This is a genomic window from Methylobacterium mesophilicum, from assembly GCF_036441335.1.
Taxonomy (GTDB): Bacteria; Pseudomonadota; Alphaproteobacteria; order Rhizobiales; family Beijerinckiaceae; genus Methylobacterium; species Methylobacterium mesophilicum_B.
The window spans coordinates 1,330,702-1,357,358 of record NZ_MLBW01000034.1; the positions used below are offsets into that span (position 1 = coordinate 1,330,702).

At 72.7% G+C, this 26,657-nt stretch carries 25 protein-coding genes and 2 pseudogenes; 21 read left to right on the forward strand and 6 right to left on the reverse strand.

The features are described 5' to 3' along the window. Positions 1-24: 24 nt before the first annotated feature. Positions 25-990, reverse strand: a pseudogene (locus MMR14E_RS27150) (CheR family methyltransferase); the annotation flags it as partial. Positions 991-997: 7 nt separating this feature from the next. Continuing rightward, positions 998-1,492 (reverse strand): chemotaxis protein CheW, encoded by a 495-nt coding sequence (locus tag MMR14E_RS27155; RefSeq protein WP_331318545.1) that lies wholly within the window; start codon positions 1,490-1,492, stop codon positions 998-1,000. Between the two features lie 207 nt (positions 1,493-1,699). Between MMR14E_RS27155 and MMR14E_RS27160 the strand changes: the two genes are divergently transcribed. From MMR14E_RS27160 to MMR14E_RS27195, 8 genes are all read left to right on the forward strand, one after another. Then, on the forward strand, positions 1,700-1,942 hold the full coding sequence (locus MMR14E_RS27160; RefSeq protein WP_331318547.1) for a hypothetical protein: 243 nt from the start codon (positions 1,700-1,702) through the stop codon (positions 1,940-1,942). Positions 1,943-2,205: 263 nt separating this feature from the next. Continuing rightward, positions 2,206-3,027: a DeoR/GlpR family DNA-binding transcription regulator gene (locus MMR14E_RS27165; protein ID WP_331318549.1), complete on the forward strand. Its 822-nt coding sequence runs from the start codon at positions 2,206-2,208 to the stop codon at positions 3,025-3,027. A gap of 83 nt (positions 3,028-3,110) precedes the next feature. Then, the gene (gene glpD / locus MMR14E_RS27170) at positions 3,111-4,643 is read left to right on the forward strand and encodes a glycerol-3-phosphate dehydrogenase (protein WP_331318551.1); all 1,533 of its coding nucleotides are present in this window, start codon (positions 3,111-3,113) and stop codon (positions 4,641-4,643) included. Between the two features lie 73 nt (positions 4,644-4,716). Continuing rightward, positions 4,717-6,222: a glycerol kinase GlpK gene (glpK, locus tag MMR14E_RS27175; RefSeq protein WP_331318553.1), complete on the forward strand. Its 1,506-nt coding sequence runs from the start codon at positions 4,717-4,719 to the stop codon at positions 6,220-6,222. 290 nt (positions 6,223-6,512) lie between these two features. After that, positions 6,513-7,244: an MIP/aquaporin family protein gene (locus tag MMR14E_RS27180; RefSeq protein WP_331318554.1), complete on the forward strand. Its 732-nt coding sequence runs from the start codon at positions 6,513-6,515 to the stop codon at positions 7,242-7,244. Between the two features lie 134 nt (positions 7,245-7,378). After that, positions 7,379-8,362, forward strand: coding sequence for a lipoyl synthase (gene lipA, locus MMR14E_RS27185; protein ID WP_331318556.1), 984 nt, complete (start codon positions 7,379-7,381; stop codon positions 8,360-8,362). A 15-nt stretch (positions 8,363-8,377) separates the two neighbouring features. Then, on the forward strand, positions 8,378-8,833 hold the full coding sequence (locus MMR14E_RS27190; protein WP_331318557.1) for a type II toxin-antitoxin system RatA family toxin: 456 nt from the start codon (positions 8,378-8,380) through the stop codon (positions 8,831-8,833). 402 nt (positions 8,834-9,235) lie between these two features. Further along, a complete protein-coding gene (locus MMR14E_RS27195) occupies positions 9,236-9,760 on the forward strand; it encodes a hypothetical protein (protein WP_331318559.1) in 525 nt (174 codons plus the stop codon). Between the two features lie 40 nt (positions 9,761-9,800). On the opposite strand, the gene MMR14E_RS27200 is transcribed toward MMR14E_RS27195, so the two are convergent. Together MMR14E_RS27200 and MMR14E_RS27205 are read right to left on the reverse strand one after the other, a co-directional pair. Beyond that, entirely contained in the window at positions 9,801-11,018 is a 1,218-nt protein-coding gene (locus MMR14E_RS27200; protein ID WP_331318561.1) for an FAD-dependent oxidoreductase, read from the reverse strand. 24 nt (positions 11,019-11,042) lie between these two features. Further along, positions 11,043-11,540: a CinA family protein gene (locus MMR14E_RS27205; RefSeq protein ID WP_331318562.1), complete on the reverse strand. Its 498-nt coding sequence runs from the start codon at positions 11,538-11,540 to the stop codon at positions 11,043-11,045. Between the two features lie 104 nt (positions 11,541-11,644). Between MMR14E_RS27205 and MMR14E_RS27210 the strand changes: the two genes are divergently transcribed. Beyond that, positions 11,645-12,043 (forward strand): MAPEG family protein, encoded by a 399-nt coding sequence (locus tag MMR14E_RS27210; protein WP_331318564.1) that lies wholly within the window; start codon positions 11,645-11,647, stop codon positions 12,041-12,043. Positions 12,044-12,108: 65 nt separating this feature from the next. Here MMR14E_RS27210 and MMR14E_RS27215 read toward each other — a convergent pair whose 3' ends face one another. Next, on the reverse strand, positions 12,109-13,440 hold the full coding sequence (locus MMR14E_RS27215; protein WP_331318565.1) for a bifunctional 2-C-methyl-D-erythritol 4-phosphate cytidylyltransferase/2-C-methyl-D-erythritol 2,4-cyclodiphosphate synthase: 1,332 nt from the start codon (positions 13,438-13,440) through the stop codon (positions 12,109-12,111). A gap of 171 nt (positions 13,441-13,611) precedes the next feature. Between MMR14E_RS27215 and MMR14E_RS27220 the strand changes: the two genes are divergently transcribed. The 3 genes from MMR14E_RS27220 to ntrC are packed head-to-tail and all read left to right on the forward strand — an operon-like array spanning position 13,612 to position 17,251. Next, the gene (locus MMR14E_RS27220; RefSeq protein WP_331318566.1) at positions 13,612-14,598 is read left to right on the forward strand and encodes a tRNA dihydrouridine synthase; all 987 of its coding nucleotides are present in this window, start codon (positions 13,612-13,614) and stop codon (positions 14,596-14,598) included. Next, positions 14,595-15,737: a two-component system sensor histidine kinase NtrB gene (locus tag MMR14E_RS27225; protein WP_331318567.1), complete on the forward strand. Its 1,143-nt coding sequence runs from the start codon at positions 14,595-14,597 to the stop codon at positions 15,735-15,737. The genes MMR14E_RS27220 and MMR14E_RS27225 overlap by 4 nt, the downstream gene beginning before the upstream one ends. Positions 15,738-15,784: 47 nt before the next feature. Next, entirely contained in the window at positions 15,785-17,251 is a 1,467-nt protein-coding gene (gene ntrC / locus MMR14E_RS27230) for a nitrogen regulation protein NR(I) (RefSeq protein WP_331318568.1), read from the forward strand. 97 nt (positions 17,252-17,348) lie between these two features. Here the strand turns inward: ntrC and MMR14E_RS27235 are convergent, their stop codons facing one another. Further along, positions 17,349-17,618, reverse strand: a complete 270-nt coding sequence (locus MMR14E_RS27235; RefSeq protein WP_273563933.1) for a hypothetical protein — start codon at positions 17,616-17,618, stop codon at positions 17,349-17,351. An 88-nt stretch (positions 17,619-17,706) separates the two neighbouring features. Here MMR14E_RS27235 and MMR14E_RS27240 point away from each other — a divergent pair, with 88 nt between their 5' ends. From MMR14E_RS27240 to MMR14E_RS27280, 9 genes and pseudogenes are all read left to right on the forward strand, one after another. After that, complete coding sequence (locus MMR14E_RS27240) at positions 17,707-17,880, forward strand: ribosome modulation factor (protein WP_012319140.1); 174 nt, start codon at positions 17,707-17,709, stop codon at positions 17,878-17,880. A 107-nt stretch (positions 17,881-17,987) separates the two neighbouring features. After that, a complete protein-coding gene (gene metC, locus MMR14E_RS27245; RefSeq protein ID WP_331318569.1) occupies positions 17,988-19,178 on the forward strand; it encodes a cystathionine beta-lyase in 1,191 nt (396 codons plus the stop codon). Between the two features lie 134 nt (positions 19,179-19,312). Next, positions 19,313-21,034: an ArnT family glycosyltransferase gene (locus MMR14E_RS27250; RefSeq protein WP_331318570.1), complete on the forward strand. Its 1,722-nt coding sequence runs from the start codon at positions 19,313-19,315 to the stop codon at positions 21,032-21,034. Then, positions 21,031-21,791, forward strand: a pseudogene (locus MMR14E_RS27255) (glycosyltransferase). The gene MMR14E_RS27250 and the pseudogene MMR14E_RS27255 overlap by 4 nt, the downstream one beginning before the upstream one ends. Beyond that, a complete protein-coding gene (locus tag MMR14E_RS27260) occupies positions 21,785-22,117 on the forward strand; it encodes a lipid-A-disaccharide synthase N-terminal domain-containing protein (protein ID WP_012319136.1) in 333 nt (110 codons plus the stop codon). Before MMR14E_RS27255 ends, MMR14E_RS27260 begins: the two are co-directional and overlap by 7 nt. After that, the gene (locus tag MMR14E_RS27265; protein WP_331318572.1) at positions 22,114-22,716 is read left to right on the forward strand and encodes a pyridoxamine 5'-phosphate oxidase family protein; all 603 of its coding nucleotides are present in this window, start codon (positions 22,114-22,116) and stop codon (positions 22,714-22,716) included. Before MMR14E_RS27260 ends, MMR14E_RS27265 begins: the two co-directional genes overlap by 4 nt. A gap of 236 nt (positions 22,717-22,952) precedes the next feature. Beyond that, positions 22,953-23,846, forward strand: coding sequence for an EamA family transporter RarD (gene rarD, locus MMR14E_RS27270; protein ID WP_331318573.1), 894 nt, complete (start codon positions 22,953-22,955; stop codon positions 23,844-23,846). A gap of 53 nt (positions 23,847-23,899) precedes the next feature. Then, positions 23,900-26,290, forward strand: a complete 2,391-nt coding sequence (locus tag MMR14E_RS27275; protein ID WP_331318574.1) for a response regulator — start codon at positions 23,900-23,902, stop codon at positions 26,288-26,290. Then, positions 26,287-26,568 carry a hypothetical protein gene (locus MMR14E_RS27280; protein WP_331318575.1) on the forward strand — a complete coding sequence of 94 codons (282 nt, stop codon included), beginning with the start codon at positions 26,287-26,289 and terminating at the stop codon, positions 26,566-26,568. Before MMR14E_RS27275 ends, MMR14E_RS27280 begins: the two co-directional genes overlap by 4 nt. Positions 26,569-26,657: the final 89 nt, after the last annotated feature.

Sequence of the window (26,657 nt, forward strand, 5' to 3'; positions counted from 1 at the left end):
GGACCCGCCCCGACCAGGATCCCGCGCGGGCGGCTCCGGCGCCTGCCCCGTCGGAGGGACGGGATCCGGCACCGGCATTCCGGGCAGCGCGACCGGGGGCGCCTCGGCGCGCGGTCGGTAGGCCACGGTCCCGGGCAGGCTGACGGCGTCGAGGAAGCTCGCGAAGGCGGGACTCGGCTCGGCGTGGCCGAGGAGCAGCCAGCCCTCCGGCCGCAGCCTGCGGCCGAGACCGCGAACCACCGCGGCGACCGTCCGGGCGTCGAAGTAGATCAGCACGTTCCGGCAGAGGATCAGGTCGAAGGGCTCGCCCTGCGGCGGCCCCGGGTCGACGAGGGTCAGCAGGTTGCCGCGCTCGAAGCGGACCGAACCGCGGTATTCCGGTCGGAGGGCGTAGCCGCCCTCGCGCCGGATGCCCGGCGCGGCCGGCAGCCGTGTGAAGTAGCGCAGCCGCTCCTCCGGCGGCATGGTCCGGAGAGCCCAGCGGCCGTACTCGGCGGCGCGGGCCGTGGCGAGCGCCTCGACGCTGATGTCGGTGCCGAGGATCGAGACCCGCCAGTCGGACCGGGCGTCGCCGAGCAGCTCGTGCACCAGGATCGCCAGGGAATAGGCTTCGGCCCCGGTGGAGCAGCCCGCGCTCCAGATCCGGAGGACGCGCTCGGACGCCCGCGCCGCGATCAGCGCCGGCAGGATCGTCGCGCGCAGCGCGTTGAACTGCTCGGCGTAGCGGAAGAAGAACGTCTCGCCGACCGTGATCTCCGCCTCGAGCCCGGCCCATTCCGCCTCGCCCTCCGCCCCGCTCGACAGGAGGGCCGCGTAGGCGGCGCAGTCGCCCACGGCCGCGGCGCGGAAGCGGCGGTGCAGCCGCTCGATGAGCAACTCGTCCTTGTCGGTGTAGTAGTGGTGGCCGGTGCGCGCGATGATCCGCGCCTTGAGCGGCGCGTAGGCGGGATCGGCACTCAGGTCGGGACGGGGATTACCCGGTCGGGCCATCGGGCGGTCAGACGGCGCGCGGCAGCGCGGCCAGACGTTCGGCGGCGGCCCGGGCCAGGGCGTCGACACGCGCCCGTTCCTGCACGGTCAAGAGGCGCTCCGGCGCCAGCGCGTGGACGAGGCGCTCGCCGAGGACCAGCTCGGCGGCGACGCAGCCGTTCAGCGTGTCGGCCGCCTCGGCTGGCCGGATCGCGGACTCGGCGACCGTCGTGAGGTCGGCCGCGCGATCGACGAGGTACGCGACGGCGTCGCCCTGCATCAGGACGAGATGGGCGTAGAGACCGGGCGGCGCGACGACCGGGCGGAGGCCGAGGAGGGCCGCGAGGTCGACGACCGGGATCGGCGTGCCACCGAGATTGAGGAAGCCGATGAGCCAGCCGCCGGCGGCGGGCGGCGTGTGCAGATCCGGGAGCGGCAGGATCTCGGCGACCGCGCCGCGGGGCAGGGCGCAGGCCGTGCCGGCGACATCCAGCAGGAGATAGGCCGAACCGCTGCTGGCCACCGCCACCCGCTCCCCTGTTGCTCGGTCGCGGCCGGGCCGGGACGGGTCGCGACATAGGCCGAGTTAACGCTGCCGGCAATTGTGCGCCGCACCGGCGCGATGACGCGGAACCAAGTCTCGTCTGAGCCGCTTATTTTCCGACGCAGCGGCAACGCGCCTGACGAGGTGCGGTGCTTCGCCTGCGCCGGTCTACGCCAGGGATTGACGATGAGGAAACTTCTGTTGGCCGCCGCGTCGCTGACGCTCCTCGCGGGCTCCGCTTACGCCCAGGGTAACTCACCCTACAACGCCTCTGGCGCTCAGGCCGGCGGCCCGCGCGGCGGCATGGAGCGCGCCGGTGAGGCGGCCGCGATGGAGCAGGGTGCCGCTCCGGCCGCGCGTCCGATGATGCGCAAGCGCATGAAGCACAAGCGCATGAAGCATCATCGCCGGATGCGCCACCACATGTGAGCGGCGGACACCGGGGCGCGCCGCAGGCGGCGTCGCCCGGGTGGCACGGCCTGTCGCACGCGCGGCAGGCCTTTTTTGTGCCCGTTCACAGGCGAAGCGCCGGCCGCGCGGACGTGAAGCATAATGCATCGCGGCTGCCGGTTGCGAACAGACGCGGCACGGTCCAAGCTCGCGCGAAAGCCGCGACCTCGGAGAATGTTCGCAAACGAACATCGCTCGGTCGTCCATCGCGCGGCAGCCCCAGAGAAGGCGAGGGAGCATCGATGTCACGACCGCTCGACCGACGATCCGACGACAGGATCGAGGCGACCGGCGTCGAGGGGCGGCGCAGCGCCATCGTTGCCTCGGTCCGTCAGCGCGGATTCGTGACGATCGAGGCCCTCGCGACGCAGTTCGGCGTCACCGTCCAGACGATCCGGCGCGACCTCAACGAACTGAGCGCCGAGGGCCGCCTGGAACGCTACCGCGGCGGCGGCGGCCTTCCCTCCAGCGTCGAGAACATCGACTACGCCGACCGCCGGGTGACCTTGCTGCCGGAGAAGAGCCGAATCGGCCGCCTCGCGGCGAGCCGCATCCCGTCGCACTGCTCGGTCTTCATCAACATCGGCACGACGCCGGAGGCCGTCGCCCGCGAGCTGACCCGGCACGACGATCTCAGCATCATCACCAACAACCTCAACGTGGCGATCTCGCTGGCGGAGACCACCGAGTTCCGCATCGTCGTGGCGGGCGGGACCGTGCGGAACCGCGACGGCGCGGTGCTCGGGCAGCTCACCTGCGACACGCTCAGCCAGTTCCGGGTCGACGTGGCGGTGATCGGCATCAGCGGCATCGACGGCGACGGGGCGCTCCTCGACTACGATTATGAGGAGGTGCGGGCGACGCAGACCATCCTGGCCCACGCCCGGAAGACGTTCCTGGTGGCGGACCATACCAAGTTCACGCGCCGCCCGATGGTCCAGGTCGGGCGCCTGGAGCAGGTCGACACCTTCTTCACCGACCGGGCGCCGCCGGCCGAGATCGCCGCGCTCATGGACCGCCAGGGCGTCACCCTGGCGGTCGCCGACAGCGCGGACGAGCCGTAACGAACATCGATTTTTCGCTTGCGAAAGCCGGCCGCCGCGTCAATATAGTGCCGAACCGCCACCAAGGCGGCGCTGGAGGAACCATGGCGGCAGAACCGCGACAGCGCGAGCCGTCCGACGCCTACGATCTCCTGATCATCGGCGGCGGCATCAACGGCACGGGCATCGCCCGGGACGCGGCCGGCCGGGGTCTGTCGGTCCTGCTGGCCGAGCGCGGGGACCTGGCCGGCTTCACCTCCTCGTCCTCGACGAAGCTGATCCACGGCGGCCTGCGCTACCTCGAGTATTACGAGTTCCGCCTCGTGCGCGAGGCGCTCGCCGAGCGCGAGCGGCTGCTGCGCCTCGCCCCGCACGTGATCTGGCCCCTGCGCTTCGTCCTGCCCCACGACGAGGGCCTGCGCCCGGCCTGGATGCTGCGGCTCGGCCTGTTCCTCTACGACCACCTCGCGCGGCTGCGCACGCTCCCGGGCTCGCACGGGGTCGACCTGCGCGGTTCCGCCTACGGCGCGCCGCTGCAGCGGCGCCTGAAGCGCGGCTTCGTCTATTCCGACTGCTGGGTCGAGGACAGCCGCCTCGTGGTGCTCAACGCCATGGACGCCCGCGAGCGCGGCGCCACGGTGCTGACCCGCACCGGCGTGGTCTCGGCCCGGCGCGAGGGTGACGGCTGGGTCGCGACGCTGCGCGACGAGCGCGGCGGCGCCGAGCGGACGATCCACGCGAAGGCCGTCGTCAACGCCGCCGGCCCCTGGGTCAGCGAGACGCTGGGCGGCACCCTCGGCATCAACAGCCGCGCGGCGGTGCGGCTGATCAAGGGCAGCCACATCGTGGTCAAGCGCCTGTTCGCGGGCGACCAGGCCTACATTCTGCAGCAGCCCGACAAGCGCATCATCTTCGCGATCCCCTACGAGCGCGACTTCACGCTGATCGGCACCACCGACGTCCCCTACGAGGGCGAGCCCGGCCCGGTCTCGATCTCCGAGAGCGAGACCGACTATCTCTGCGGCTGCATCAACCGCTCCTTCGACACGACGATCACCCCGGCCGACGTGGTCTGGAGCTACTCGGGCGTGCGCCCGCTCTACGACGACGCGGCCGAGAACGCGTCGGCCGTGACCCGCGACTACGTCCTCGACGTGGAGGACCGGGGCGGGGCCGCGGCGGTGCTGTCGGTCTTCGGCGGCAAGATCACGACCTACCGGCGGCTCGCCGAGCACGCGCTCGAGAAGCTGAAGCCCTACTTCCCGCACGTCAAGAAGGCCTGGACCGGCGACGCGGTCCTGCCGGGCGGCGCCATGAAGGACGCCGATTTCGACCAGTTCCTCGCCAAGCTGCGGGCCGAGAAGCCGTTCCTGCCGGAGGAGACCGCCCGCCGGCTCGCCCGCGCCTACGGCACCCGGGCCCGGGACATCGTCGGGACGGCCCAGTCCCTGGCGGATCTCGGCGAGGCCTTCGACGGCGGCCTCACGGCGGCCGAGGTCGATTACCTGCGCACCGAGGAATGGGCGGTGACCGCGGACGACATCCTGTGGCGGCGGTCCAAGCTCGGCCTGCGCACCGGCGCGGAGAGCGCCGCGCGCCTCGCCGCCTACCTCGACCGCAGGGCCGAGGCCGCTTGACGCTTTCGATGACGCTTTCGATTTCGAACCCGATCCGGCGGCAGACCGGTCGGGCCTATCAGGGGAGGGAACGATGAGCCGTTACGTCGGGGCCATCGACCAGGGCACAACCAGCAGCCGCTTCATCGTGTTCGACCGGGAGGGCAGCGTGATCGCGCTCGCCCAGGCCGAGCACGCGCAGATCTACCCGGCTCCCGGCCACGTCGAGCACGACGCCACGGAGATCTGGACGAAGACGCAGGGCGTGATGCGCGAGGCGCTGGAGAAGGGCGGGCTCCAACCGTCCGACCTCGCGGCGGTCGGCATCACCAACCAGCGCGAGACCACGCTGATCTGGGACCGGACGACCGGCAAGCCCCTGCACAACGCCCTGGTCTGGCAGGACACCCGCAACGACCGGCTGGTGGGCGAGTTCGCCCGTGACGGCGGCCGCGACCGGTTCCGCGACCTCACCGGCCTGCCGCTCGCCAGCTATTTCTCGGGCCTCAAGCTGCGCTGGCTGCTCGACCACGTCGAGGGCGCCCGGCAGAAGGCCGAGGCCGGGGACGTGCTGTTCGGCAACATCGACACGTGGCTTGTCTGGAACCTGACCGGCGGCACCGAGGGCGGACTCCACGTCACCGACGTGACCAACGCGAGCCGCACGCAGCTCATGTCGCTCAAGACACTCGACTGGGACGACGGCATGCTGACGACCTTCGGCATCCCGCGGGCGATGCTGCCGAAGATCGTCTCGTCGAGCGAGGTCTACGGCGAGACCCGGGCGCCGTTCGCCGGCGTGCCGATCGCCGGCATCCTGGGCGACCAGCAGGCGGCCCTGTTCGGCCAGACCTGCTTCGCGCCCGGCGAGGCCAAGAACACCTACGGCACCGGCTGCTTCGCGCTGATGAACACCGGCGCGGAGCCGGTCCCGTCGAAGGCCGGCCTCGTCACCACGCTGGCCTACCGCCTCGACGGCCAGAAGCCGGCCTACGCGCTGGAGGGCTCGATCGCCATCACGGGCGCCCTGGTGCAGTGGCTGCGCGACAACCTGCACATGATCAAGGATTCCGCCGAGGTCGAGACGCTCGCCACGACGGTCGAGGACAACGGCGGCGTCTACTTCGTGCCGGCCTTCTCGGGCCTCTACGCGCCGCACTGGAACGAGGGCGCCCGCGGCCTGATCATCGGCCTGACCCGCTACGTCAACCGCGGCCACATCGCCCGCTCGGTGCTGGAGGCGACCGCCTTCCAGACCCGCGAGGTGCTGCAGGCGATGGCGAAGGATTCCGGCATCCCCGTCAAGGAATTGCGGGCCGACGGCGGCATGGTCGCCAACAACACGCTGATGCAGTTCCAGTCCGACCTGCTCGACGTGCCGGTGGTGCGCCCGAAGGTGGCCGAGACCACCGCGCTCGGCGCCGCCTACGCGGCGGGTCTCGCGGTCGGCTACTGGAAGGGCCTCGACGACCTCAAGCGCAACTGGGGCGTCGACAAGCGCTGGACGCCGAAGATGGATGCCGGCCAGCGCGAGAAGATCGCCGCCGCCTGGAGCCGGGCGGTGCAGCGCTCCTTCGACTGGAAGACCGACGAGGATTGAGCGGAGGGCCGTCGGGTTCGTCCGCGCGGCGCGCGGGCCTGACGGCCGCGTGACCGCCTCCATCGCCCACGCGACCGCATCCTGAGCTGCGGCGGAGCCGCCTCGACGGAGGGCTCCGGCCAGCCGCGCGATCCCCGGAGCTCTCCGTCGAGACCTTCGCGGCGCCTCGGCACCTCAGGATGCGGGACGCGGACGGGATCTGCGCCGATACCGGTGACCGCCCCCGGCGGTCACGCGCTCGCCAAAGCTTTGAACGTTCACAAAAAGCAGCGAACGGGGGAGACGAGACGATGACATCACCCTTCCTGGGCGAATTCCTGGGCACGATGACCCTGATCGTGCTCGGCGACGGCGTCGTGGCCGGCGCCCTGCTCAAGCATTCCAAGGGCGAGAATGCCGGCTGGATCGCCATCACGGCGGGCTGGGCCTTCGCGGTCCTCGCCGGCGTCTTCGTCGCCAACGCCACCGGCAGCGCCGACGCCCACATCAACCCGGCCGTCACCGTGGCGGGCGCGGTCAGCTCCGGCGATTTCAGCAAGATTCCGGTCTACATCCCGGCCCAGATGCTCGGCGCCTTCGTGGGCGCCGTGCTGGTCTGGCTGCACTACCTGCCGCACTGGGGTGCGACCCAGGATCCGGGCCTCAAGCTCGCCTGCTTCTGCACCGGCCCGGCGATCCGCGACGCGAAGGCCAACTGGATCTCCGAGATCATCGCGACCTTCTTCCTGATCCTGACGATCTCCGCCCTCGTGACCACGACGCTCGGCTCGGCCGGCGCGATCCCGCGGGCCGTCGCGCCCTACATGGTCGGCATGCTGGTCTGGGGCATCGGCCTGTCGCTCGGCGGGACCACCGGCTACGCCATCAACCCGGCCCGCGACCTGGGGCCGCGCGTGGCCCACGCGGTGCTGCCGATCGCCGGAAAGGGCACCTCCGACTGGGGCTACGCGCTGATCCCGGTGGCCGCGCCCCTGGTCGGAGCGGTGCTGGCCGGACTGTTCGTCCGGGTGCTCGGGATCTGACGGAACGGCCGCACCCTCAACCACCGCGGGGCGGCCCGGCGTCGCGGTGGTTTGCGGCGCGCGGCCTGGGGCCTTAAGTCAGGGCGATCCCGACCGCGCCCCTGGGGCGCTTGCCCGCGGTGTGCCCCCGACCCATGGCCGTCGTCCTCGACACCCTGAAGAACGATCCGCGGCCGGTCCGCCTGCGCCACCCCGAGAAGGCGCACCGGCCCGACCAGCCCGTCCAGGCCAAGAAGCCGGACTGGATCCGCGTGAAGGCACCCGGCTCCAGGGCCTGGTCCGAGACGCAGAAGATCGTGCGCGAGCACGGGCTGGTCACGGTCTGCGAGGAGGCGGGCTGTCCGAATATCGGCGAGTGCTGGGAGAAGCGGCACGCCACCTTCATGATCATGGGCGACACCTGCACGCGGGCCTGCGCCTTCTGCAACGTGCGCACCGGCCTGCCCGACGCCCTCGACCTGGGCGAGCCGGACAAGATCGCCGATTCGGTGGCCAAGCTCGGCCTGCACCACGTGGTCATCACCTCGGTGGACCGGGACGACCTGAAGGACGGCGGCGCCGAGCACTTCGCCCGCACCATCGCGGCGATCCGGCGGGCGAGCCCCGGCACGACGGTCGAGATCCTCACGCCCGACTTCCTGCGCAAGGACGGGGCACTCGAGGTCGTGGTCGCCGCCAAGCCGGACGTGTTCAACCACAACCTGGAAACGGTGCCGGCCAAGTACCTCACGGTGCGGCCGGGTGCCCGCTACTTCCACTCGGTGCGCCTGCTGCAGCGGGTGAAGGAGCTCGACACGACGATCTTCACCAAGTCGGGCATCATGGTCGGGCTCGGCGAGGAGCGGAACGAGGTCCTCCAGCTCATGGACGACCTGCGCTCGGCCGACGTCGACTTCCTCACCGTCGGCCAGTACCTGCAGCCGTCGAAGAAGCACCACGAGGTCGTGCGCTTCGTCCCCCCGGACGAGTTCAAGGCCTACGAGACCACCGCCTACGCCAAGGGTTTCCTGCTGGTCTCGGCCACGCCGCTCACGCGCTCCTCGCACCATGCCGGCGAGGATTTCGCGCGCTTGCAGGCGGCGCGTCTGGCCAAACTGTCGCCCGCGCTCTCGGCCTGAGGATATCCGAAGACCATGCCGTCCTTCCGGGTCACCCGCGCGGTGAAGCACACGCCGCAGCAGATGTACGACCTCGTCGCCGACGTGGAGCGCTACCCCGAGTTCCTGCCGCTCTGCGAATCCCTGCGGGTGATCCGCCGTCAGGACATGCCCGATGGCGGGCAGGTGCTGATCGCCGAGATGGGCGTCGGCTACAAGGCGATCCGCGAGCGCTTCACCACCCGGGTCACCCTCGATCCGGCGAGCTTGAAGATCGTCGCCGAGTATATCGACGGCCCGTTCCGGCACCTGGAGAACCGCTGGCTGTTCAAGGACGGCCCGGACGGCGGCTGCAACGTCGACTTCTTCATAACCTACGAGTTCAAGAGCCGCACCCTGGGGCTCCTCATGGGCACGATGTTCGACCGGGCCTTCCGCAAGTTCACCGACGCCTTCGAGGGGCGGGCGAACCGGATGTACGGCACCGCCTGAGGCGGCCCGTCGGCGCCGGCGTCCACACGGGCGCGGCGACGCGCCCCCCCAGCGGTTCGCGCTCCCGGACCGTCGCGTCCGATACTCCGCTGCGCGCGCGAACCGCCGGCGATCCGGTAACGACCGCCTAGGTCGGGTGACCGGGTTGACAGCGTCGCGACCTCGCGATCGCGTCCGCATCAATATTTCACAATTCACGCAGCGATCGCGACAGCACTGTATTCGCGATCGGTAGATATTTGTACCTATTATACCCACCAATAAATAGACGATAAACCGCAGACCATGCGCAGGACGGCGTCGCAGCGGCCCTCAGCTTTACAGCTCTGGGGGGCCGTGGCAGCAGAACGCACCGGAATCCTGTCGATTCCGTATATTTACTAGCACATTCGGGATCTGATCATGACCTATCGGGAGGCGTTACTCGCCATTCCTCTGTCGGCGGCTGCCCTGATCACGCTGACGGCCTGCAACAGCACCGGCACGGCTTCGAGCGGAGGCGCGGCCCCGACGGCGGCCGCCGCGAGCGCCGTACCGGTGGCGCTGGCCGAGGACCGCTTCGGCCCGTCCTTCATCCACGCTCACCTCAAGGTCAGGCGCACGACGGTCGATCAGGTCCTGGCGCTGTACGGCCCACCGGCGAGCCGGGACAACGTCGCCTCCCCGTCGGGCGACCGGAGCGTCATGACCTATATCCGGCCCGAGGCGGTCAAGGCCGGGGTCGGCGACACGCTGGGCGCCATCGCGTCCCTGACGCCGCTCGGTTCGCGGGCGGGCGAGGCGCTCTATCGCGCCGGCAACAGCGTCAACGATGTCGAGACGATCGCCGCCGCCTCCGCGGCCTCGTCCGCCAGGGCCCGGGGCGCCGGCAACCGGTTGGAGCTGGTCTTCGTGAACGGCCGGCTGGCCGACTGGCACTTGCTGTAGCCCGGGTGTCATCGCCCCGCCGGACCGGCGGGGCGTCCGGTCAGGCCCGCAGCGGCGGGCGCACGTGCTCGGGCCGCACGCCCATCCCGATCATCCGCGCCGGCAGGACCTGGAGCCGCGGCAGGGCGTCGAGGAGGCGCAGGGCGAGCGGCGCCCGGAACGGCGCGTCGGCCGCCAGCGACGCGGCGATCACGCGGGACTGGATCATCCGCTGCAGCGCCTGCGTGGCCCGCACCGGGAACATCCGCCGGGCCTGGACCCGGGCGAGGTCGGCCTCCGCGAGGCGCCCCGCCCGCAGGGGCTCGGCCAGGAGATTGGCCGCCGCCACCGCGTCCTGGATCGCGAGGTTGATCCCGACGCCGCCAACCGGCGACATGGCGTGCGCGGCGTCGCCGATGCACATCAGGCCCGGCCGATGCCAGCGGTCGAGCCGGTCGACCGTGACCGTCAGGAGCTTGACGTCGTCCCAGCCGGCGATGGCGTCGGTGCGGTCGGCCAGGAACGGGGCGATCTGGGCCACCGCGGCCCGGAAGGCCGGCAGGCCCCTCGCCCGGAGCGCGGCGTCGCCGCCCTTCGGCACCACGTAGGCGCATTGCCACGCGTCGCCCCGGTCGAGGGTGATCAGGATCCGTCCCGGCCCGAACCGCCCCGCCGCCGCCTCGGGGTCCCCGTCGCGGCGCGGCAGGCGGAACCAGAGCACGTCGATCGGCGCGCCGAAGGCCCGGGGCGCGAAGCCCGCTTGCGCGCGCATCCGCGAGTGACGGCCATCCGCGCAGAGCACGAGGTCGGACCGGATCTCGACCGGGCCGTCCGGCCCCGCGGCGCGCACGCCCGCGACCCGCCCCTCCGCCTCGATCAGGTCCTGCGCCTCGGTGCGGCGGATCAGGCGGAACGCCGGGTAGCGGGCGGCCTCGCCGGCCAGGAAATCCAGGAAGTCCCATTGCGGCATGAAGGACATGAAGCGGTTCCGGGTCGGCAGCCGGCTGAAATCGGCGACCCGGTAGCTGCGCCCGTCGACGACGCCGGAGAAGCTCTCGACGCGGCGCTGGGGGAGGGCGCGGAAGCGCTCGGTGAAGCCCAGTTCGTCCATCAGGTCGAGGGTGGAGGGATGGATGGTGTCGCCGCGGAAGTCGCGCAGGAAGTCGGCGTGCTTCTCCAGCACGGTGACCTCGAGACCCGCGCGGGCGAAGAGCAGGCCGGCCATCATCCCGGCGGGGCCGCCGCCGACGATGCAGAGGCGGGTCGTCACCGTGTCCATGGGGCCCTCCTTCCCGTACCGTGATCAGTCGCCGAGAGCGTCCTCCAGCAGACCGAGCGCGTCGGCCACGGCGGCGCGGCGGATTCCCGCCCGCCCGAGATCGCCGTAGCGCCGCTCCAGATGGCGCGTCTCGCCGTCCCGCCGGCCGAGGCCGAAATGCACCAGCCCGACGGGCTTCTCGGCACTCCCGCCCCCGGGGCCGGCGATGCCGGTGATCGACACCGCGACGGAGGCGCGCGACGCCGCGAGCGTCCCGGCGGCCATCGCCCGCGCCACGGGCTCGCTGACCGCGCCGTGCCGGCGGATGAGGTCCATGGGGACGCCGATGGCCTCGGCCTTGGCCTCGTTCGAGTAGGTGACGAAGCCGCGCTCCAGGACGGCCGACGAGCCCGGCACCGCGGTGAGCAGGCCGGCCAAGAGGCCGCCCGTGCAGGATTCGGCGGTCGCGACGGTCAGCCCCGCCGCCGCGTAGGCCGCCACGAGCGCCTCGGCCCCGGCGAGAAGCTCTGCGTCGTCGACCATGGCGAACGGGCTCCCCCGGGGCGGCTGCGCCCTATCTGGTGGTTGTGGCCCATGGCCGAGCCCGGCTCAAGGACCGGCGGCCGCCGATCGGAGACACCCTTTCCATGATCTTCCCCGCGACCACGGCCTTCTACGCCGGGCTGCTCGCTCTCGTGTATCTGGGCCTCTCGGGTTGGGTGATCGGGGCCCGCGTCTCCGAGAACGTGCTGTTCGGCGACGGCGGCGACGACACGGTCCTCAAGCGCGTGCGCTCGCACGCCAATTTCGCCGAGTACGTGCCGCTGGCCCTGATCGTCATCGGCCTGCTCGAGGCGAGCGGCGGCAGTCACGGGCTGGTTCGGGCGCTGCTGGTCGCCCTGCTGGCCGCCCGGATCCTGCACCCGATCGGGATGTTCGCGCCCCCGAACTCGCCGCGCCAGTTCGCCTGCCGGGGCGGCGGCATCCTGCTGACGATGGCGGCCCTGGGCGTCGCGGCGATCGCGCTGCTGGTGCGGGTGGCCTGAGACCGAGCGCGACGCGCGCCGCTCTCCCGCTCGGGAGGGGGAACCGCGCCCGGTCCCGAAACCGCTCAGCCCTGCCGCATCGCGGTCTCGGCCTGCGCGTCGAGGGCGGGGCCGTCCTCCTCGGGCAGCCGGACCGTCGCGGCCGCCTGGGCGGCGAGCCCCTCGGCCCGGCCGACGAAGCCGAGCTTCTCGGTGGTCGTCGCCTTGATTGAGACCGCCGAGAGCGGGACGCCCGCGATGGCGGCGATGCGCGCGCGGATCTCCTCGCGGTGCTTGCCGATGCGGGGCGCCTCGGCGAGCACGGTGATGTCGAGATGATCGATGCGGCCGCCACGGGCGCGGACGAGGTCGCAGGCATGGGCCAGGAACTGGTCCGAGGCGGCTCCGCGCCAGCGCTCGTCGGAGGGCGGGAAGTGGGTGCCGATATCGCCGTCCGCGATGGCGCCGAGCAGGGCGTCGGTCAGGGCGTGCAGCGCCACGTCGCCGTCGGAATGGGCGAGCACGCCGCGGTCGGCCGGGATCTTCACGCCGCCGAGCCAGACATGGTCGCCGGTGGTGAAGGCGTGCACGTCGAAGCCGGTGCCGAGGCGGGTCACGTAGGTGGTCATGGCGCGGGCTCCCGGCGCTGGCAATGCGGTGGTGTCGGTCGCGAAGGCGCGGTCCGCCTCGATCAGGTCGGCGGGCTGGGTGATCTTGCGGTTGGCGATGTCGCCCGCGAACACCACCACCGGCAGCCCGGCCCATTCGGCGAGGGCGCCGTCGTCGGTGAAACCGTCGAGGCCCTGCGCGGCGGCGTCGCGGTGGCCCTTGAGCAGCGGGCCGAAGGCGAAGGCCTGGGGCGTCTGGACCGCGCGCAGGTGCTCCCGCGGCGGCGTCTCGTGCACCCGGCCGATGCCCGGGGCGATGTCGACGACGCGCTTGACCGTGTCGGTCACCGGCACGCCCGGAACGGCCGCGCCGTGGTCGCGCCCGGCCGCGATCGCCCGGGCGATCAGCGCGGAATCCACGTAGGGGCGGGCGGCATCGTGGACGAGCACGATCTCGGGCGCGTCGCCGGCGGCCAGGGCCTCGAGACCGGCGCGCACGGAGAGCTGGCGCGTCGCGCCGCCCTCGACCGGCGGCGTGATCTTGGCGCGGATCGCGGGCGCGAGTTCCTCCAGGCAGCTGCGGAAGAACGCCGCCGCGTCGGCGGCGATCACCGGCTGGATCCGCGCGATCGCGTCGTCCGCCGCGAGCGCCGCCAGGGTGCGGGTCAGGACCGCCTGCCCGCCGACCCGGCGGTACTGCTTGGGGGTGCCCCCGCCGATGCGGATGCCGCGTCCGGCCGCCACCACCACCGCGGCGACGCCGGCTCCCGCGCTGGCGGGTCCGGTGGCTGGCGTGCCGGTGGCGGGCATGGGCGGCGAACTCGCGACGTCCTGAGGGGCGGAGGGGCGGCCGGCGCGCGGGCCAGCAGTGCCGGCGTCACCCTGCCGCGAAGGGTGCCCGTCGTTTAAGCGGGGGAGGGCCCGAAATCAACGCGCGGTCCCGCTTGCCAGCGGACCGGCCTTGCCTCATTGTTGTGCAGAATGACGACTGACCATTATTTGAGCGCGCTTCGCCGCACCGGAGCGACCGCGGAAGGGGCGAACCCCGCTCCGCTCTGCCTGCTCGCCCCGCTCTCGGGCGTCACCGACCTGCACATGCGCCGCGTCGCCCGCCGCTGCGGCGCCGACGCGGTCGTCTCCGAGATGGTCGCGGCCCGGGAACTCACCCGCGGGTCCGGCGAGGCGACGCTGCGCGCCGAGGGGTCGGGCGTCGACCTGCACGTGGTCCAGCTCGCCGGCTGCGAGGCGGGCCCGATGGCGGAGGCCGCCCGGCTCGCGGAGGCCGGGGGCGCCCACGTGATCGACGTCAACATGGGTTGCCCGGCCAAGATCGTGACGGGGATCGCCTCGGGCTCGGCGCTGATGCGCGACCTCGACCACGCCGAGCGCCTCCTCGCCGCGGTCCGGGGCGCGGTGTCGGTCCCGGTGACGGTGAAGATGCGCCTCGGCTGGGACGACGCGCGCTGCAACGCCGCGGATCTCGCCGCCCGGGCCGAGCGCCTGGGCCTGAACGCCGTGACCGTCCACGGGCGGACCCGGCAGCAATTCTACAAGGGCAGCGCCGACTGGGCGGCGATCCGCGCCGTCGTCGCGGCGGTGTCGATCCCGGTGATCGCCAACGGCGACGTGACCGACCTCGCCAGCGCCCGCGCCTGCCTGGACGCCTCGGGCGCCGCGGGGGTCATGATCGGCCGCGCGGCGACCGGCCGCCCCTGGCTGGTCGGGCAGGTCGCGGCCGAGCAGGCCGCCCTCGCCGCGGAGCACTACGCGGGGCTGCTGTCGATCTACGGCCGCGACATGGGCGTGCGCCACGCCCGCAAGCACCTCGCCGCCTACGCCGAGACCGGCGGCGCGCTGAGCCCCGCGGAGCGCGCGACTCTCCTCACCACGACCGATCCGGGGATCGCGCTGACCCTGCTGGCCCGGGCCTTTGCGGGCGCGGCGAACCCCGTCCAGGAGGCCGCGTGACCGACGAGCCCCTCCCGCGCGAGCCCGGCACCCGGCGCGACACCGCCGCCGAGGCCGTGCTGAACGCGCTGCCGCTGCCGGTCCTGACCATCGGCGCCGACGAGCAGATCCTCCACTGCAACCACGCCGCGGAGGCGTTCTTCGACTACTCGGCGCGGCTGATGCAGCGCCGGCGGCTGCGCGACATCATCCCCTTCGCCTCGCCGATCATCGCGCTCGTGGCCGAGGTCCGGCGCCGCCGCGCCAGCGTCAGCGAGTACCGGGTCGAGCTGACCCAGCCGCGCCTCGGCCTGGAGCGCAGCGTCGACGTGTTCGCGACGCCGCTCGGCGACGACGGCGACGCCGTGGTGATGATGCTCCAGGAGCGCACCATCGCCGACAAGATGAACCGCCAGCTCACCCATCGCGGCGCGGCGCGCTCGATGGTGGCGCTCGGCGCGATGCTGGCCCACGAGATCAAGAACCCGCTGGCGGGCATCCGGGGCGCGGCGCAGCTCCTGGAGAGCACCGGCGCCGAGGAGGACCGGCTGCTCACCCGCCTGATCTGCGACGAGTCGGACCGGATCGTCCGCATCGTCGAGCGCATGGAGCTGTTCGGCGACGAGCGCCCCTCGGATCGCGGCGCCGTCAACGTCCACGGGGTGCTCGACCAAGTGAAGCGCTCGGCGCAGTCGGGCTTCGCGCGGCACATCCGGTTCATCGAGACCTACGACCCGTCGCTGCCGCCGGTGCTCGGCAACCGCGACCAGCTGATCCAGGTGATCCTGAACCTCGTGAAGAACGCCGCCGAGGCGATCGGCCCGGACGCGGTCGAGGGCGAGATCACCCTGTCGACCGCCTTCCGCACCGGCCTGCGCCTGCAGGTCCCGGGCTCGCGGGAGCGGGTCAGCCTGCCGATCGAGGTGGCGGTGCGCGACAACGGCCCGGGCATCTCGGCCGACCTGCTGCCCGACCTGTTCGACCCGTTCGTCACCACCAAGGCGCAGGGCTCCGGCCTGGGTCTTGCTTTGGTGGCCAAGATCGTCGGCGATCACGGCGGGATCGTCGAGTGCGATCCCGCCCCGCGCCGCACGGCGTTCCGCATCCTTCTGCCGATGTCGAGTGCCCGGGACGGGCGCGAATCGGCGGTCGATCCGTGATGTCGATCCCCGAATCCGGCCCCCGTCGGAGGTCTGAGTAGAGAGTCATGCCGAACGGCCACATCATCGTCGCCGACGACGACGCCGCCATCCGCACCGTGCTGAACCAAGCGCTGTCCCGGGCGGGCTACGAGGTCCGCTCGACGGGCAACTGCGCCACCCTCTGGCGCTGGGTCGCGCAGGGGGAGGGCGATCTCGTCATCACCGACGTGGTCATGCCCGACGAGAACGTGTTCGACCTGCTGCCGCGCATCAAGCGGGTGCGGCCGGAGCTGCCGATCATCGTCATGAGCGCGCAGAACACCTTCATGACGGCGATCCGCGCCTCGGAGCGGGGCGCCTACGAGTACCTGCCGAAGCCCTTCGACCTCAAGGAGCTGATCGCCATCGTGGGCCGGGCGCTCTCGCGCCCCCGCGGCGCGGCGCCGGCCGGGGCGCCCCCCGAGAATGAGGACATCCCGCTGGTCGGCCGCTCGCCGGCCATGCAGGAGATCTACCGGGCGCTCGCCCGGCTGATGCCGACCGACCTGACCGTGATGATCACCGGCGAGTCCGGCACCGGCAAGGAGCTGGTCGCCCGGGCGCTGCACGATTACGGCCGCCGCCGCACCGGCCCGTTCGTGCCGGTGAACATGGCGGCGATCCCGCGCGACCTGATCGAGTCCGAGCTGTTCGGCCACGAGAAGGGCGCCTTCACGGGGGCGCTCCAGCGCTCCGCCGGCCGGTTCGAGCAGGCCGAGGGCGGCACGCTGTTCCTCGACGAGATCGGCGACATGCCCATGGAGGCGCAGACCCGGCTGCTGCGCGTGCTGCAGCAGGGCGAGTACACGACGGTGGGCGGGCGCGTCCCGATCCGCACCAACGTCCGGATCATCGCGGCCACCAACAAGGACCTGCGGGTCTCGATCCAGCAGGGCATCTTCCGCGAGGACCTGTTCTTCCGCCTCAACGTCGTGCCGCTGCGGCTGCCGGCCCTGCGCGAGCGCTCGGAGGACGTGCCGGACCTCGTCCGCCACTTCTTCGTTCTGGTCGAGCGCGAGGGCCTGACTCGCAAGACCCTCGACGGCGACGCGATGGAGCGGCTGAAGCGCTACCGCTGGCCCGGAAACGTCCGCGAGCTCGAGAACTTGGTCCGGCGGCTCGCCGCCCTCTACCCGCAGGAGACGATCACCGGCCCGGTGATCGAGGCCGAGCTCGACACGCTGCCGCTGGCGACGCCCGCGACCCCGGCCGCCAACGGCGCCGCCCGCAAGGCCAACGGCGAATCGGAGACCCTGTCCAGCGCGGTGGAGCGGCACCTCTCGGACTATTTCTCCGGCTATCGCGACACGCTGCCGCCCCCCGGGCTGTACCACCGGATCCTGCGGGAGATCGAGGGACCGCTGATCGGCGCGGCGCTCGCCGCCACCCGCGGCAACCAGATCCGGGCCGCGGAGCTGCTCGGCGTCAACCGCAACACCCTGCGCAAGAAGGTCCGCGACCTCGACCTGCAGGTTTTCCGGACGGCGCGGTAGGGCGGTCCACGGCCGATCGGCCCGATTCCCCGTCGCGCCGCGCGCCGAGCGCCGCGCGATGAGACCCGGAACGGGGTGAGCGCGATCCGGCCCGCCGTCAGCGGCCCGGCAGGATCGGGTCGCCGCGCATCAGCGCGTGCAGCCGCTCCGTGTCGAACCCGTTCGGGATGCTGGGCACGGCCGGCTTCGGCGCGGGCGCGGCCTTCGCCGGGGCCGGGATCGACCCCGTCGCCGACGGCTCGGCCTGGGCGGCACGGACCACCGGCGCCGGCGCCAGATGGGCGAGCCGGTCGGCGCTGACGAGGGCGACGGTCGCCGTCGAGACGAGGACGAGGACGGCGCCGAGAAGGGAACGCAGGATACGCACGCGACGACCCGGGGCGCGACTTGAGACGGCAACAGATTTACGGCGCGGCCGTTAACGAAGCCCCACTCCAAGTCTTCGGGAGGCGATATTGACCAACGTCCAGGCCACCGCGAGCGACAGCCCGTTCATCCAGGGCCGCAACGCGCGCCTCTACGGGAAGCCCGTGAGCGAATGCCCCTATCCCGAGGGTTCCCAGGAGCGCGCCGCCTGGATGGAGGCCTACGAGGAGGCCGTCGTCTCGGACCCGCCCGAGAAGCCGTGATCGCGGATAACGCGGCGGGCCGGCGCCGGGAGGCCGCGCGTCCGGCTTGACCTCGCCCGGCGCGGCGCGCTTCGTGCGGTGCACCGCAACGCGATCTCCGAGCCTCGATGTCCCTGAAGCCCTCGCCCGACGCCAAGCAGACCTTCGCGCCCGCGACGCGCCTCGTCCACGCGGGCCGTGACCCGGGCGAGCAGCACGGCTTCGTGAACACGCCGATCTACCGCGGCTCCACGGTCCTCTACCCGAGCTACGACGCGATCAAGAACCGGCGCGGCCGCTACAATTACGGGACCTCGGCGACGCCGACGATGGACTCGCTGACGGAGGCGTGGACGGAACTCGCCGGCGCCGCCGGCACCGTCGTGACGCCCTCCGGCCTCGCGGCGCTCACCGTCGCGCTGATGGCCGCGGTCTCGGCGGGCGACCACCTCCTCGTCACCGATTCCGCCTACCGGCCGACCCGCCAGTTCTGCGACGGCGTGCTGGCGCGCTACGGCGTCGAGGTGACCTACTACGACCCGGTCATCGGGGCCGGCATCGCGGATCTGATGCGCCCGAATACCCGGGCCGTGCTGGTCGAGGCGCCCGGCTCGCAGAGCTTCGAGATGCAGGATATCCCGGCCATCGCCGAGGTCGCGCACGCCCACGACGCCTGCGTGATCATGGACAACACCTGGGCGACGCCGCTGCTGTTCCCGCCGCACGCGCGCGGGGTCGACATCGCCGTGGAGGCGGGCACCAAGTACCTGAGCGGCGGCTCGGACCTGCTGATCGGCCTGACCTCCGCGAACGCGCGCTACTACCCGGCCGTGCGCCGCACCTTCGACCATTTCGCCATGTGCGCCGGCGCCGAGGACATCTTCCTGGCACTGCGCGGCCTGCGGACCATGTCCCTGCGGCTGCGCGAGCACGGCCGCGCCGGTCTGGAGATGGCCCGATGGTTCCAGGCGCGGCCCGAGGTGCTGCGGGTGCTGCATCCCGGCCTGCCCGAGGATCCCGGCCACACGATCTGGAAGCGCGACTTCTCCGGCGCCTCGGGCCTGTTCGGGGTGATCCTCAAGCCGGTGCCGGAGGCGGCGGTGGCCGCCATGCTGGACGGGCTGCAGCTCTTCGGGATGGGCTTCTCCTGGGGCGGCTTCGAGAGCCTCGTGATCCCGTTCGACTGCGCCGGCTACCGGACCGCGACCCGGTGGGCCCCCGGCGGACCGGCGCTCCGCTTCCACATCGGCCTCGAGGACACCGCCGACCTCAAGGCCGACCTCGACGCCGGTTTCGCGCGCCTCCGGGCGGCGTCCTAGGGCGGGACGGGGCCGGGCGCCGCGCTCCGGGCGGCCCCGTCCCGGACAGGTGAGGATCGGGGCGCCTGAGATCCCGGTCGCGGCGAGAGCGCCGTATTTGACCTCGCGGCGCGTTCCTGATTGACCGGCCCGGCATGACCACGAGCCTCTCCGCCGGCGGCGCGCCGCGCCTTGCCCCCGTCGACCGGATCGGTCGCGGGCTCGACGCGCTGAGCCTCACCCATGCCAGGGCCGTCGCCGCCCTTCTGGCGCTGTGCCTGATCCTGTTCCTGCCGGGCCAGATCTCGCTGCAGCCGATGGACCGGGACGAGCCCCGGTTCGCCCAGGCCTCGAAGCAGATGCTGGAGAGCGGCGACCTCGTGGATATCCGCTTCCAGGGGGAAGCGCGGCACAAGAAGCCGGTGGGGATCTACTGGGCGCAGGCCGCCGCCGTGGCGGCCGGCGAGGCGCTGGGCGTGCCCGGCGCCCGCACCCAGATCGCCCTGTACCGCATCCCCTCGCTGATCGGCGCCGTCGCCTCGGTGCTGCTCGCCTACTGGGCGGCGCTCGCCTTCCTGCCGCGACGGTCGGCGCTGCTGGCGGCCGCCCTCTACGGCGCCTGCCTGATGCTCTCGGCCGAGGCCCACCTCGCTAAGACCGACGCGCTGCTCGCCGCCTGCGCCACCGCGAGCCTCGCCGCGCTCGCCCGCGCGTGGCTGGCGCCGCGGGACGGCGGGCCGGTCTCGGGACCGACCTTCGCGGCGTTCTGGCTCGGGATGGCGGTCGGGATCCTGGTGAAGGGGCCGATGGTGCCGCTGTTCGTCGCGCTTCCGGCGCTCGGCCTGTCGCTCGCGGCGCGGTCCGGCCGCTGGCTCCTGCCCCTGCGGCCGTGGCCGGGCGTCGCCCTCACGCTGCTGCTGGTGGCGCCCTGGTTCGCGGCGATCGCCTGGAAGAGCGGCGGCGCCTTCTACGCCGAGGCGGTCGGGCACGACATGCTCGGCAAGGTCGGCGGGGCGGCGGAGCGGCACTGGGGACCGCCCGGGGCCTACGCCCTCGTGTTCTTCGCGACCTTCTGGCCGGCGGCTTCCTTCACCGCCATGAGCCTGCCCTTCGCGTGGCGGGCGCGGCGGGAGGCCGCCCCGGCCTTCCTCATCGCCGCGGTGCTGCCGGCGTGGCTGATCTTCGAGGCGGTCCCGACCAAGCTGCCCCACTACGTGCTGCCGCTGATGCCCTGGCTGGCGATCCTGACCGTGGTGGCGCTGGAGCGGGGCGCGCTTGACCCCCGCCTACGGGGCGCGCGCCTGACGGCCCTGCTGTTGCCGGCGATCCCGGTCGCCCTGACCCTCGGCCTCTGCCTCGCCGGCTGGCGGCTCGACGCCCACACGATCCCGTGGCCGGCCCTCCCGCTGCTCGCCGCCGCCTGCGCGGTCGCATTCCTGGCCTGGCTCGCCTTCGCGCAGGGTTCGGCCGAGCGCGCCCTCGTCCTGGGGGTCCTGGCCTCCGTCCTGCTCGGACCGGCGGTGCTGGGCGTAGCGCAGCGCTCGCTGCCGGCGCTGAAGGTCTCGCCGCGGCTCGCGGCCCTGCGCGACCGGATGCCGTGCGCGAACCCGCTCGTGGCGAGCCTCGGCTACCGCGAGCCCAGCCTCGTCTTCCTGATCGGCACCGGCCTCGCCCTGCCGCCCGACGGGGCCGCCGCCCGGTCCTTCCTCGAGGGCGGCGGCTGCCGCCTGCTCTACGTGGAGTCGCGCGAGCGCGACGACTTCAACGCGGCCTGGCCGGTGGGCCGCGGCGCGCCCGCGCCCCTGGCGGAGGTCGAGGGCTTCAACCTCAACACCGGCCGCCGGGTCTTCGTGACGGCCTACGCGGTGGCCCCGTGAGCGCATCCCCGCATCTCAGCGTCGTCGTGCCGGTCAAGAACGAGGCCGGCAACATCGCCCCCCTGGTGGCCGAGATCGAGGCCGCCTGCGCGGATCTCGCCTTCGAGCTGATCTACGTGGATGACGGCTCCACCGACGGCACGCCGGCGGTGGAGCCGTCATCCACGTAGANCGGAGCGGCGGCCAGTCGGCGGCGGTGCGCAGCGGCGTCCTGGCGGCCCGCGGCGGGATCGTCGCGACCCTCGACGGCGACGGCCAGAACGATCCGGCCTTCATCCCCACGCTGCTCGCGGCCCTGGAGGCGGCGGGACCGGGGGCCGGCCTCGCCCAGGGCCAGCGGCGCGGCCGCAAGGACGGCCGCTTCAAGATGCTCCAGTCCCGGATCGCCAACGGCGTGCGCGGCCGGATCCTCAACGACTCCACCCGCGACACCGGCTGCGGCCTGAAGGTCTTCCGCCGCGCCGTGTATCTCAGGCTGCCGTACTTCGACGCGCTCCACCGGTTCATGCCGGCGCTGGTCGCCCGCGAGGGCTTCTCGGTCGTCCACCGCGACGTGGTCGACCGGCCGCGGCTGACGGGCGTGTCGAACTACGGCCTGTTCGACCGCCTCTGGGTCGGGCTCCTCGATCTCGCCGGCGTCTGGTGGCTGATCCGGCGCAAGCGCGCGGATCCGCGGCCCGAGGAGGTCGCCGGCCCGACCGGCGCGTCGGCGGAGCCGCCGGCCGGCCAACCCGCGGACCAGGACGTCGGATGCTGATCCAGCTCGCCCACGATCTGCCGGCCTATTTCTACGACGTGTTCGTCACCCGGCTCGACTTCTGGCTGGTGTTCGGCATCGTCGCCCAGGTGGTGTTCGGATCGCGCTTCATCCTGCAATGGATCGCGAGCGAACGGGCCGGGCGGAGCGTGATGCCGCTGTCGTTCTGGTTCCTGTCGATCCTCGGCGGGATGATGACGCTGGTCTACGGATTCGTGCGCCGCGAGCCGGTGATCATCATCGGCCAGGGCCTCTCCACCGGCATCTACCTGCGCAACCTCGCGCTGATCTTCCGCGAGCGGCGGCGGAAGCGGGGCGCCGCATGACACGGACGCCGCTGCCCGCCTTCTACGACGATCTCGACGCCGCCTTCGCGGAACTCTGGCGGCTGCTCGCGGACGGCGCCGCCCATGGCCGTGGCGGCTTCCACCTGCCGACCCTGGCGACGGTCGGGGCCGATGGCGGGCCGCGGCTGCGCACCGTGGTCCTGCGCGCCGCCGACCCGGCCGAGGGAACGCTCCGGTTCCACTGCGACCGCCGCTCCGACAAGGCCTCCGAGATCCTGGCCGATCCCGCCTGCGCCCTCGCCGCCTACGACGCGGCGGCGAAGATCCAGATCCGCGTCGAGGGTCGCGCCGCGCTGCACACCGACGACGCGCTGGCCGAGGCCGCCTGGACGGGGTCCCGGGCGATGAGCCGGGTGTGCTACGGGGCGCAGCCCGGTCCCGGCACGGCGCTGCCGGCGGGCGGCGCCTACAGCCTTCCGGACGAGACCGCGGCCGCGACGCTCGGCAGGCCGCACTTCGCCGCCGTTCTCGTCCGGGCCGAGCGCCTGGATCTCCTCTACCTCGACCGACGGGGCCACCGGCGGGCGGCCTGGCACCGTTCGGATGCCGGCTGGCAGGGCGGCTGGCGGGCCCCCTGACGCCGGCGCCGCGGCAGCCCCTCCAGGCCGCGGGTCGACGGACAGGTCCGCGACAGGTCGGGGCGACCGAGACCGTCGCGGGGCGCATCGGCGAGGTCCGGCGCTTCCGCGCGACCATTCGGGCCGGCTGAAACCGGCCGGGTGGCAGCCCTGCACCATCCCCCATGACGGCGCCCGGGCCGGCGCGCTAAAGCCCGCGGACCCGGCCTTCCATCCGGGTCGATCGGGAGGACTCCGTGGGCCTCGTCTACGCGCTCGCCGCCTACCTGAGCTGGGGCCTGCTGGTCCCGGTGCATTTCCGGATGCTCGGGGCCTACTCGCCGTACCACATCCTGTCGGAGCGGATCGTCTGGTCGAGCGTGTTCGCCGGCGCGCTGGCGCTGATCCTCGCGGCCCGCCACCGCCTCAACCTGCCGCGGCCGCTCCGGAGGCGCCACGCACTGCTGCTGCTCTCGGCGGCGATGATCGGCGTGAACTGGCTGCTCTACCTCCACGCGGTCAGCAGCGGGCACCTGCTCGACGCGAGCCTCGGCTACTACATCAATCCGCTCGTGAGCGTCGCCTTCGGCCGGGTGGTGCTGGGCGAGCGCCTGCGGCCGGCGCAGGCCGTCGCGATCGGCATCGCCGCGACCGGCGTCGCCGCCGCGGTGGTCTGGGCCGGCGAGCTGCCCCTGGTGTCGCTGTCGCTGGCGGTGACCTTCGCGCTCTACGGGCTCGCCCGGAAGATCGTCGGCGTCGACGCGCTGGTCGGCTTCCTGGCCGAGACCCTGCTGCTCCTGCCGGCCGCGGTCGTCTGGCTCGTCCTGTCGCCCGAGCCGTTCCTGCCGGCCGCGCCGGCAGACCGCGCCCTGCTGATGCTCACCGGCCTGACCACCGCGCTGCCGCTGATCTGGTTCGCCGCCGCGGCGGTGCGCCTGCGGCTGACGACCCTGGGCCTCCTGCAGTACGTGGCGCCGACCTGCCTGCTCGTCCTGAGCGTCCTCGTCTACGGCGAGCGCGTCGAGCCGCATCGGGCGCTGATGCTCGCGCTGATCTGGGCGGCGCTCGCGCTCTACACGGTCGACGCCCTGCGATTCCGCCGCCCGCCGGCCGCGGCGGCGCGGTCGGATCCCGACGCGATGCGTGTATAAGGAATACTGGTTCAAGCCGCCGCCGGGGCGGGTGACGGGACAGCGTCGGGTCGATGAGCGAGACTGAGAGCGGCCCAGGATCCGTCACGGACGCCGATTACCGCAACCTCGCCGAGACGCTGCCGCAGCTCGCCTGGATCGCCGAGGCCGACGGCACGATCGTCTGGTACAATCAGCGCTGGTACGACTACACCGGCACCTCCCTCGACGAGATGCGGGGCTGGGGCTGGCGCACGGTCCACCACCCGGACCACGTCGCGGCGGTGACCGAGCGCTACCGCGCCGCGATCACGCTGGGCCGGTCCTGGGAGGACACGTTCCCGCTGCGCGGTCGCGACGGGAGCTATCGCTGGTTCCTGTCGAAGGCGCTGCCCTACCGGGACGAAGCCGGGCGGATCCTGCGCTGGTACGGGACCAACACCGACATCACGGGCCGCCGCGCGGTCGAGGAGCGCCTGCGCCACTCGGAGCAGCGCTTCCGGGCGCTGGTGGACGCCTCGGCGGCGGTGATCTGGAACACCGACGCGGCGGGCGAGCTGATGCCGCCGCAGGTCCGGTGGAGCACCTATACCGGGCAGACCGAGGAGGCCTACCAGGGCTGGGGCTGGCTCGATGCCGTCCATCCCGAAGACCGGGGCCACGCGGCCGATGCCTGGGCCGCCTGCGTGGAGGCGCGCGCGACCTACGAGGTCGAGTACAGGCTGCGCCGCCACGACGGGGCCTGGCGTGCCATGGAGGTGCGCGGCGTGCCGGTCCTCGCCGAGGACGGCTCCCTGCGGGAATGGGTCGGGACCTGCGTCGACGTCACCGAGCGCAAGGAGGCCGAGGAGGCGGTGGAGCGTGCCCGGCAGGCCGCCGAGGCGGCCAACCGGGCGAAGAGCCAGTTCATCGCCAACATGAGCCACGAGCTGCGCACGCCGCTCTCGGCGGTGATCGGCTATTCCGAGATGCTCGGCGAGGAGTTGGAGGATATCGGTCAGGCCGCCCTCCTGCCCGACCTGCGCAAGATCGAGGCGGCCGCCCGCCACCTGCTGTCGCTGATCAACGACGTCCTCGACATCTCGAAGATCGAGGCCGGCCGCATGACCGCCTCGGCCGAGACCTTCACGGTGGCCGACCTGCTCCGGGACGTCTCCGATTCCACCGGATCCCTGGTCGAGAAGAAGGGCAACCGCTTCGTCCTCGACGCCGGCGCGGCGGGGGCGGACGGCCTGGGCTCCATGCACCAGGACCAGACCAAGATCCGCCAGTGCCTGCTGAACCTGATCGGCAACGCCGCGAAGTTCACCGAGCGGGGGACGATCACCCTGACGGTGCGACGGCACCGGGACGCGGGGGCCGACTGGCTGTCCTTCGCGGTCGCCGACACCGGCATCGGCCTGACCGAGGCCCAGATCGGCCGCCTGTTCGAGCGGTTCGTCCAGGCCGACGATTCGACCACCCGGCAGTTCGGCGGCACCGGCCTCGGGCTCGCCATCACCCGCGCCTTCTGCCGGACGATGGGCGGCGATATCGGCGTCGACAGCACGCCGGGCGCCGGGGCGACCTTCACGGTCCGCCTGCCCGCGACCCTGCGGCCCGAGGACGCGCCGCCGGCGGAGGCCGAGGCGCACACGCCGGTGGAGCCGCACGAGCAGCACGAGACGGTGCTGCTGGTCGACGACGACCCGGCCGCCCGGGAATTGCTCCAGCGCTTCCTGGAGCGCGAGGGCTTCCACGTCCGCAGCGCCAACGACGGCCGTGCCGGCCTGACGCTCGCCCGGGCCCTGAAGCCGCGGGCGATCCTGCTCGACGTCGAGATGCCGCGCATGGACGGCTGGGCGGTGCTGCACGCGGTGCGCAACGACCCCGACCTCGCCGGGACGCCGGTGATCATGACCTCGGTGGTGGCCGAGCAGGGGCTCGGCCAGGCGCTCGGCGCCACCGACTACTTCGTCAAGCCGATCGACTGGGACCGGCTCAAGGGCCTGATGGAGCGCTACCGGCCCGCGGCGCCGAACGAGGCGCGGGTCCTCGTGGTCGACGACGACGCGGATGCCCGCGACCGCCTGCGCCGGTCCCTCGGCCGCGAGGGCTGGACCGTCGACGAGGCGGAGAACGGCCGGATCGCCCTGGAGCGGGTGAGCCAGGCGCGGCCGAGCCTGATCCTGCTCGACCTGATGATGCCCGAGATGGACGGCTTCGGCTTCCTGCGGGCGCTCCGGTCGCGGCCCGACGGCGACGTGCCCGTGGTGGTGCTCACCGCCAAGGAGGTCACGGCGGCCGAGAAGGAGAGCCTGAACCGGCAGGCCGATCGGGTGATCGCTAAGGGCTCCATGAGCCTCGCGGAGATCGGCCGGCAACTGCGCGTCCTCTACGCGCGTTCGGCGACCGAGCCGGTGCCGGGGCAGCTCCAGGGATTGCTCGATCGGCTCGCCGAGAAGGACGCGGGAGAACCACGATGAGTGCGGACGGGATCGATCCGGAGAAGGCAGTGGCCATCCGGCTGCGGGCGCGGCTCGCGGTGGTGGAGCGGGCGGCGTGGTTCGGCTTCGTCCACGCGATGAAGACCCGGCCGGTCGAGACCGAGGCCTACATCGCCTCGGAGCGGGCACGCTGCACGGACGGGTTCGGCAGCGGCGCCTGGGCGAAGGACCTCACCGACGCCGAGCGGGCGATGCTCGCCGACGAGGTCGACAGCGGGCTGGCGCAGCTGCTGGAGGATGCCCGCGCGGAGCTGTGAGGCCGGGCCTCTCGGGCGGAGGCGTGTCCGGGCGTCCGGATGGCAACGAAAGACGCTCTCCCGCTTTGACGGCCTGACGTCGACGGGAC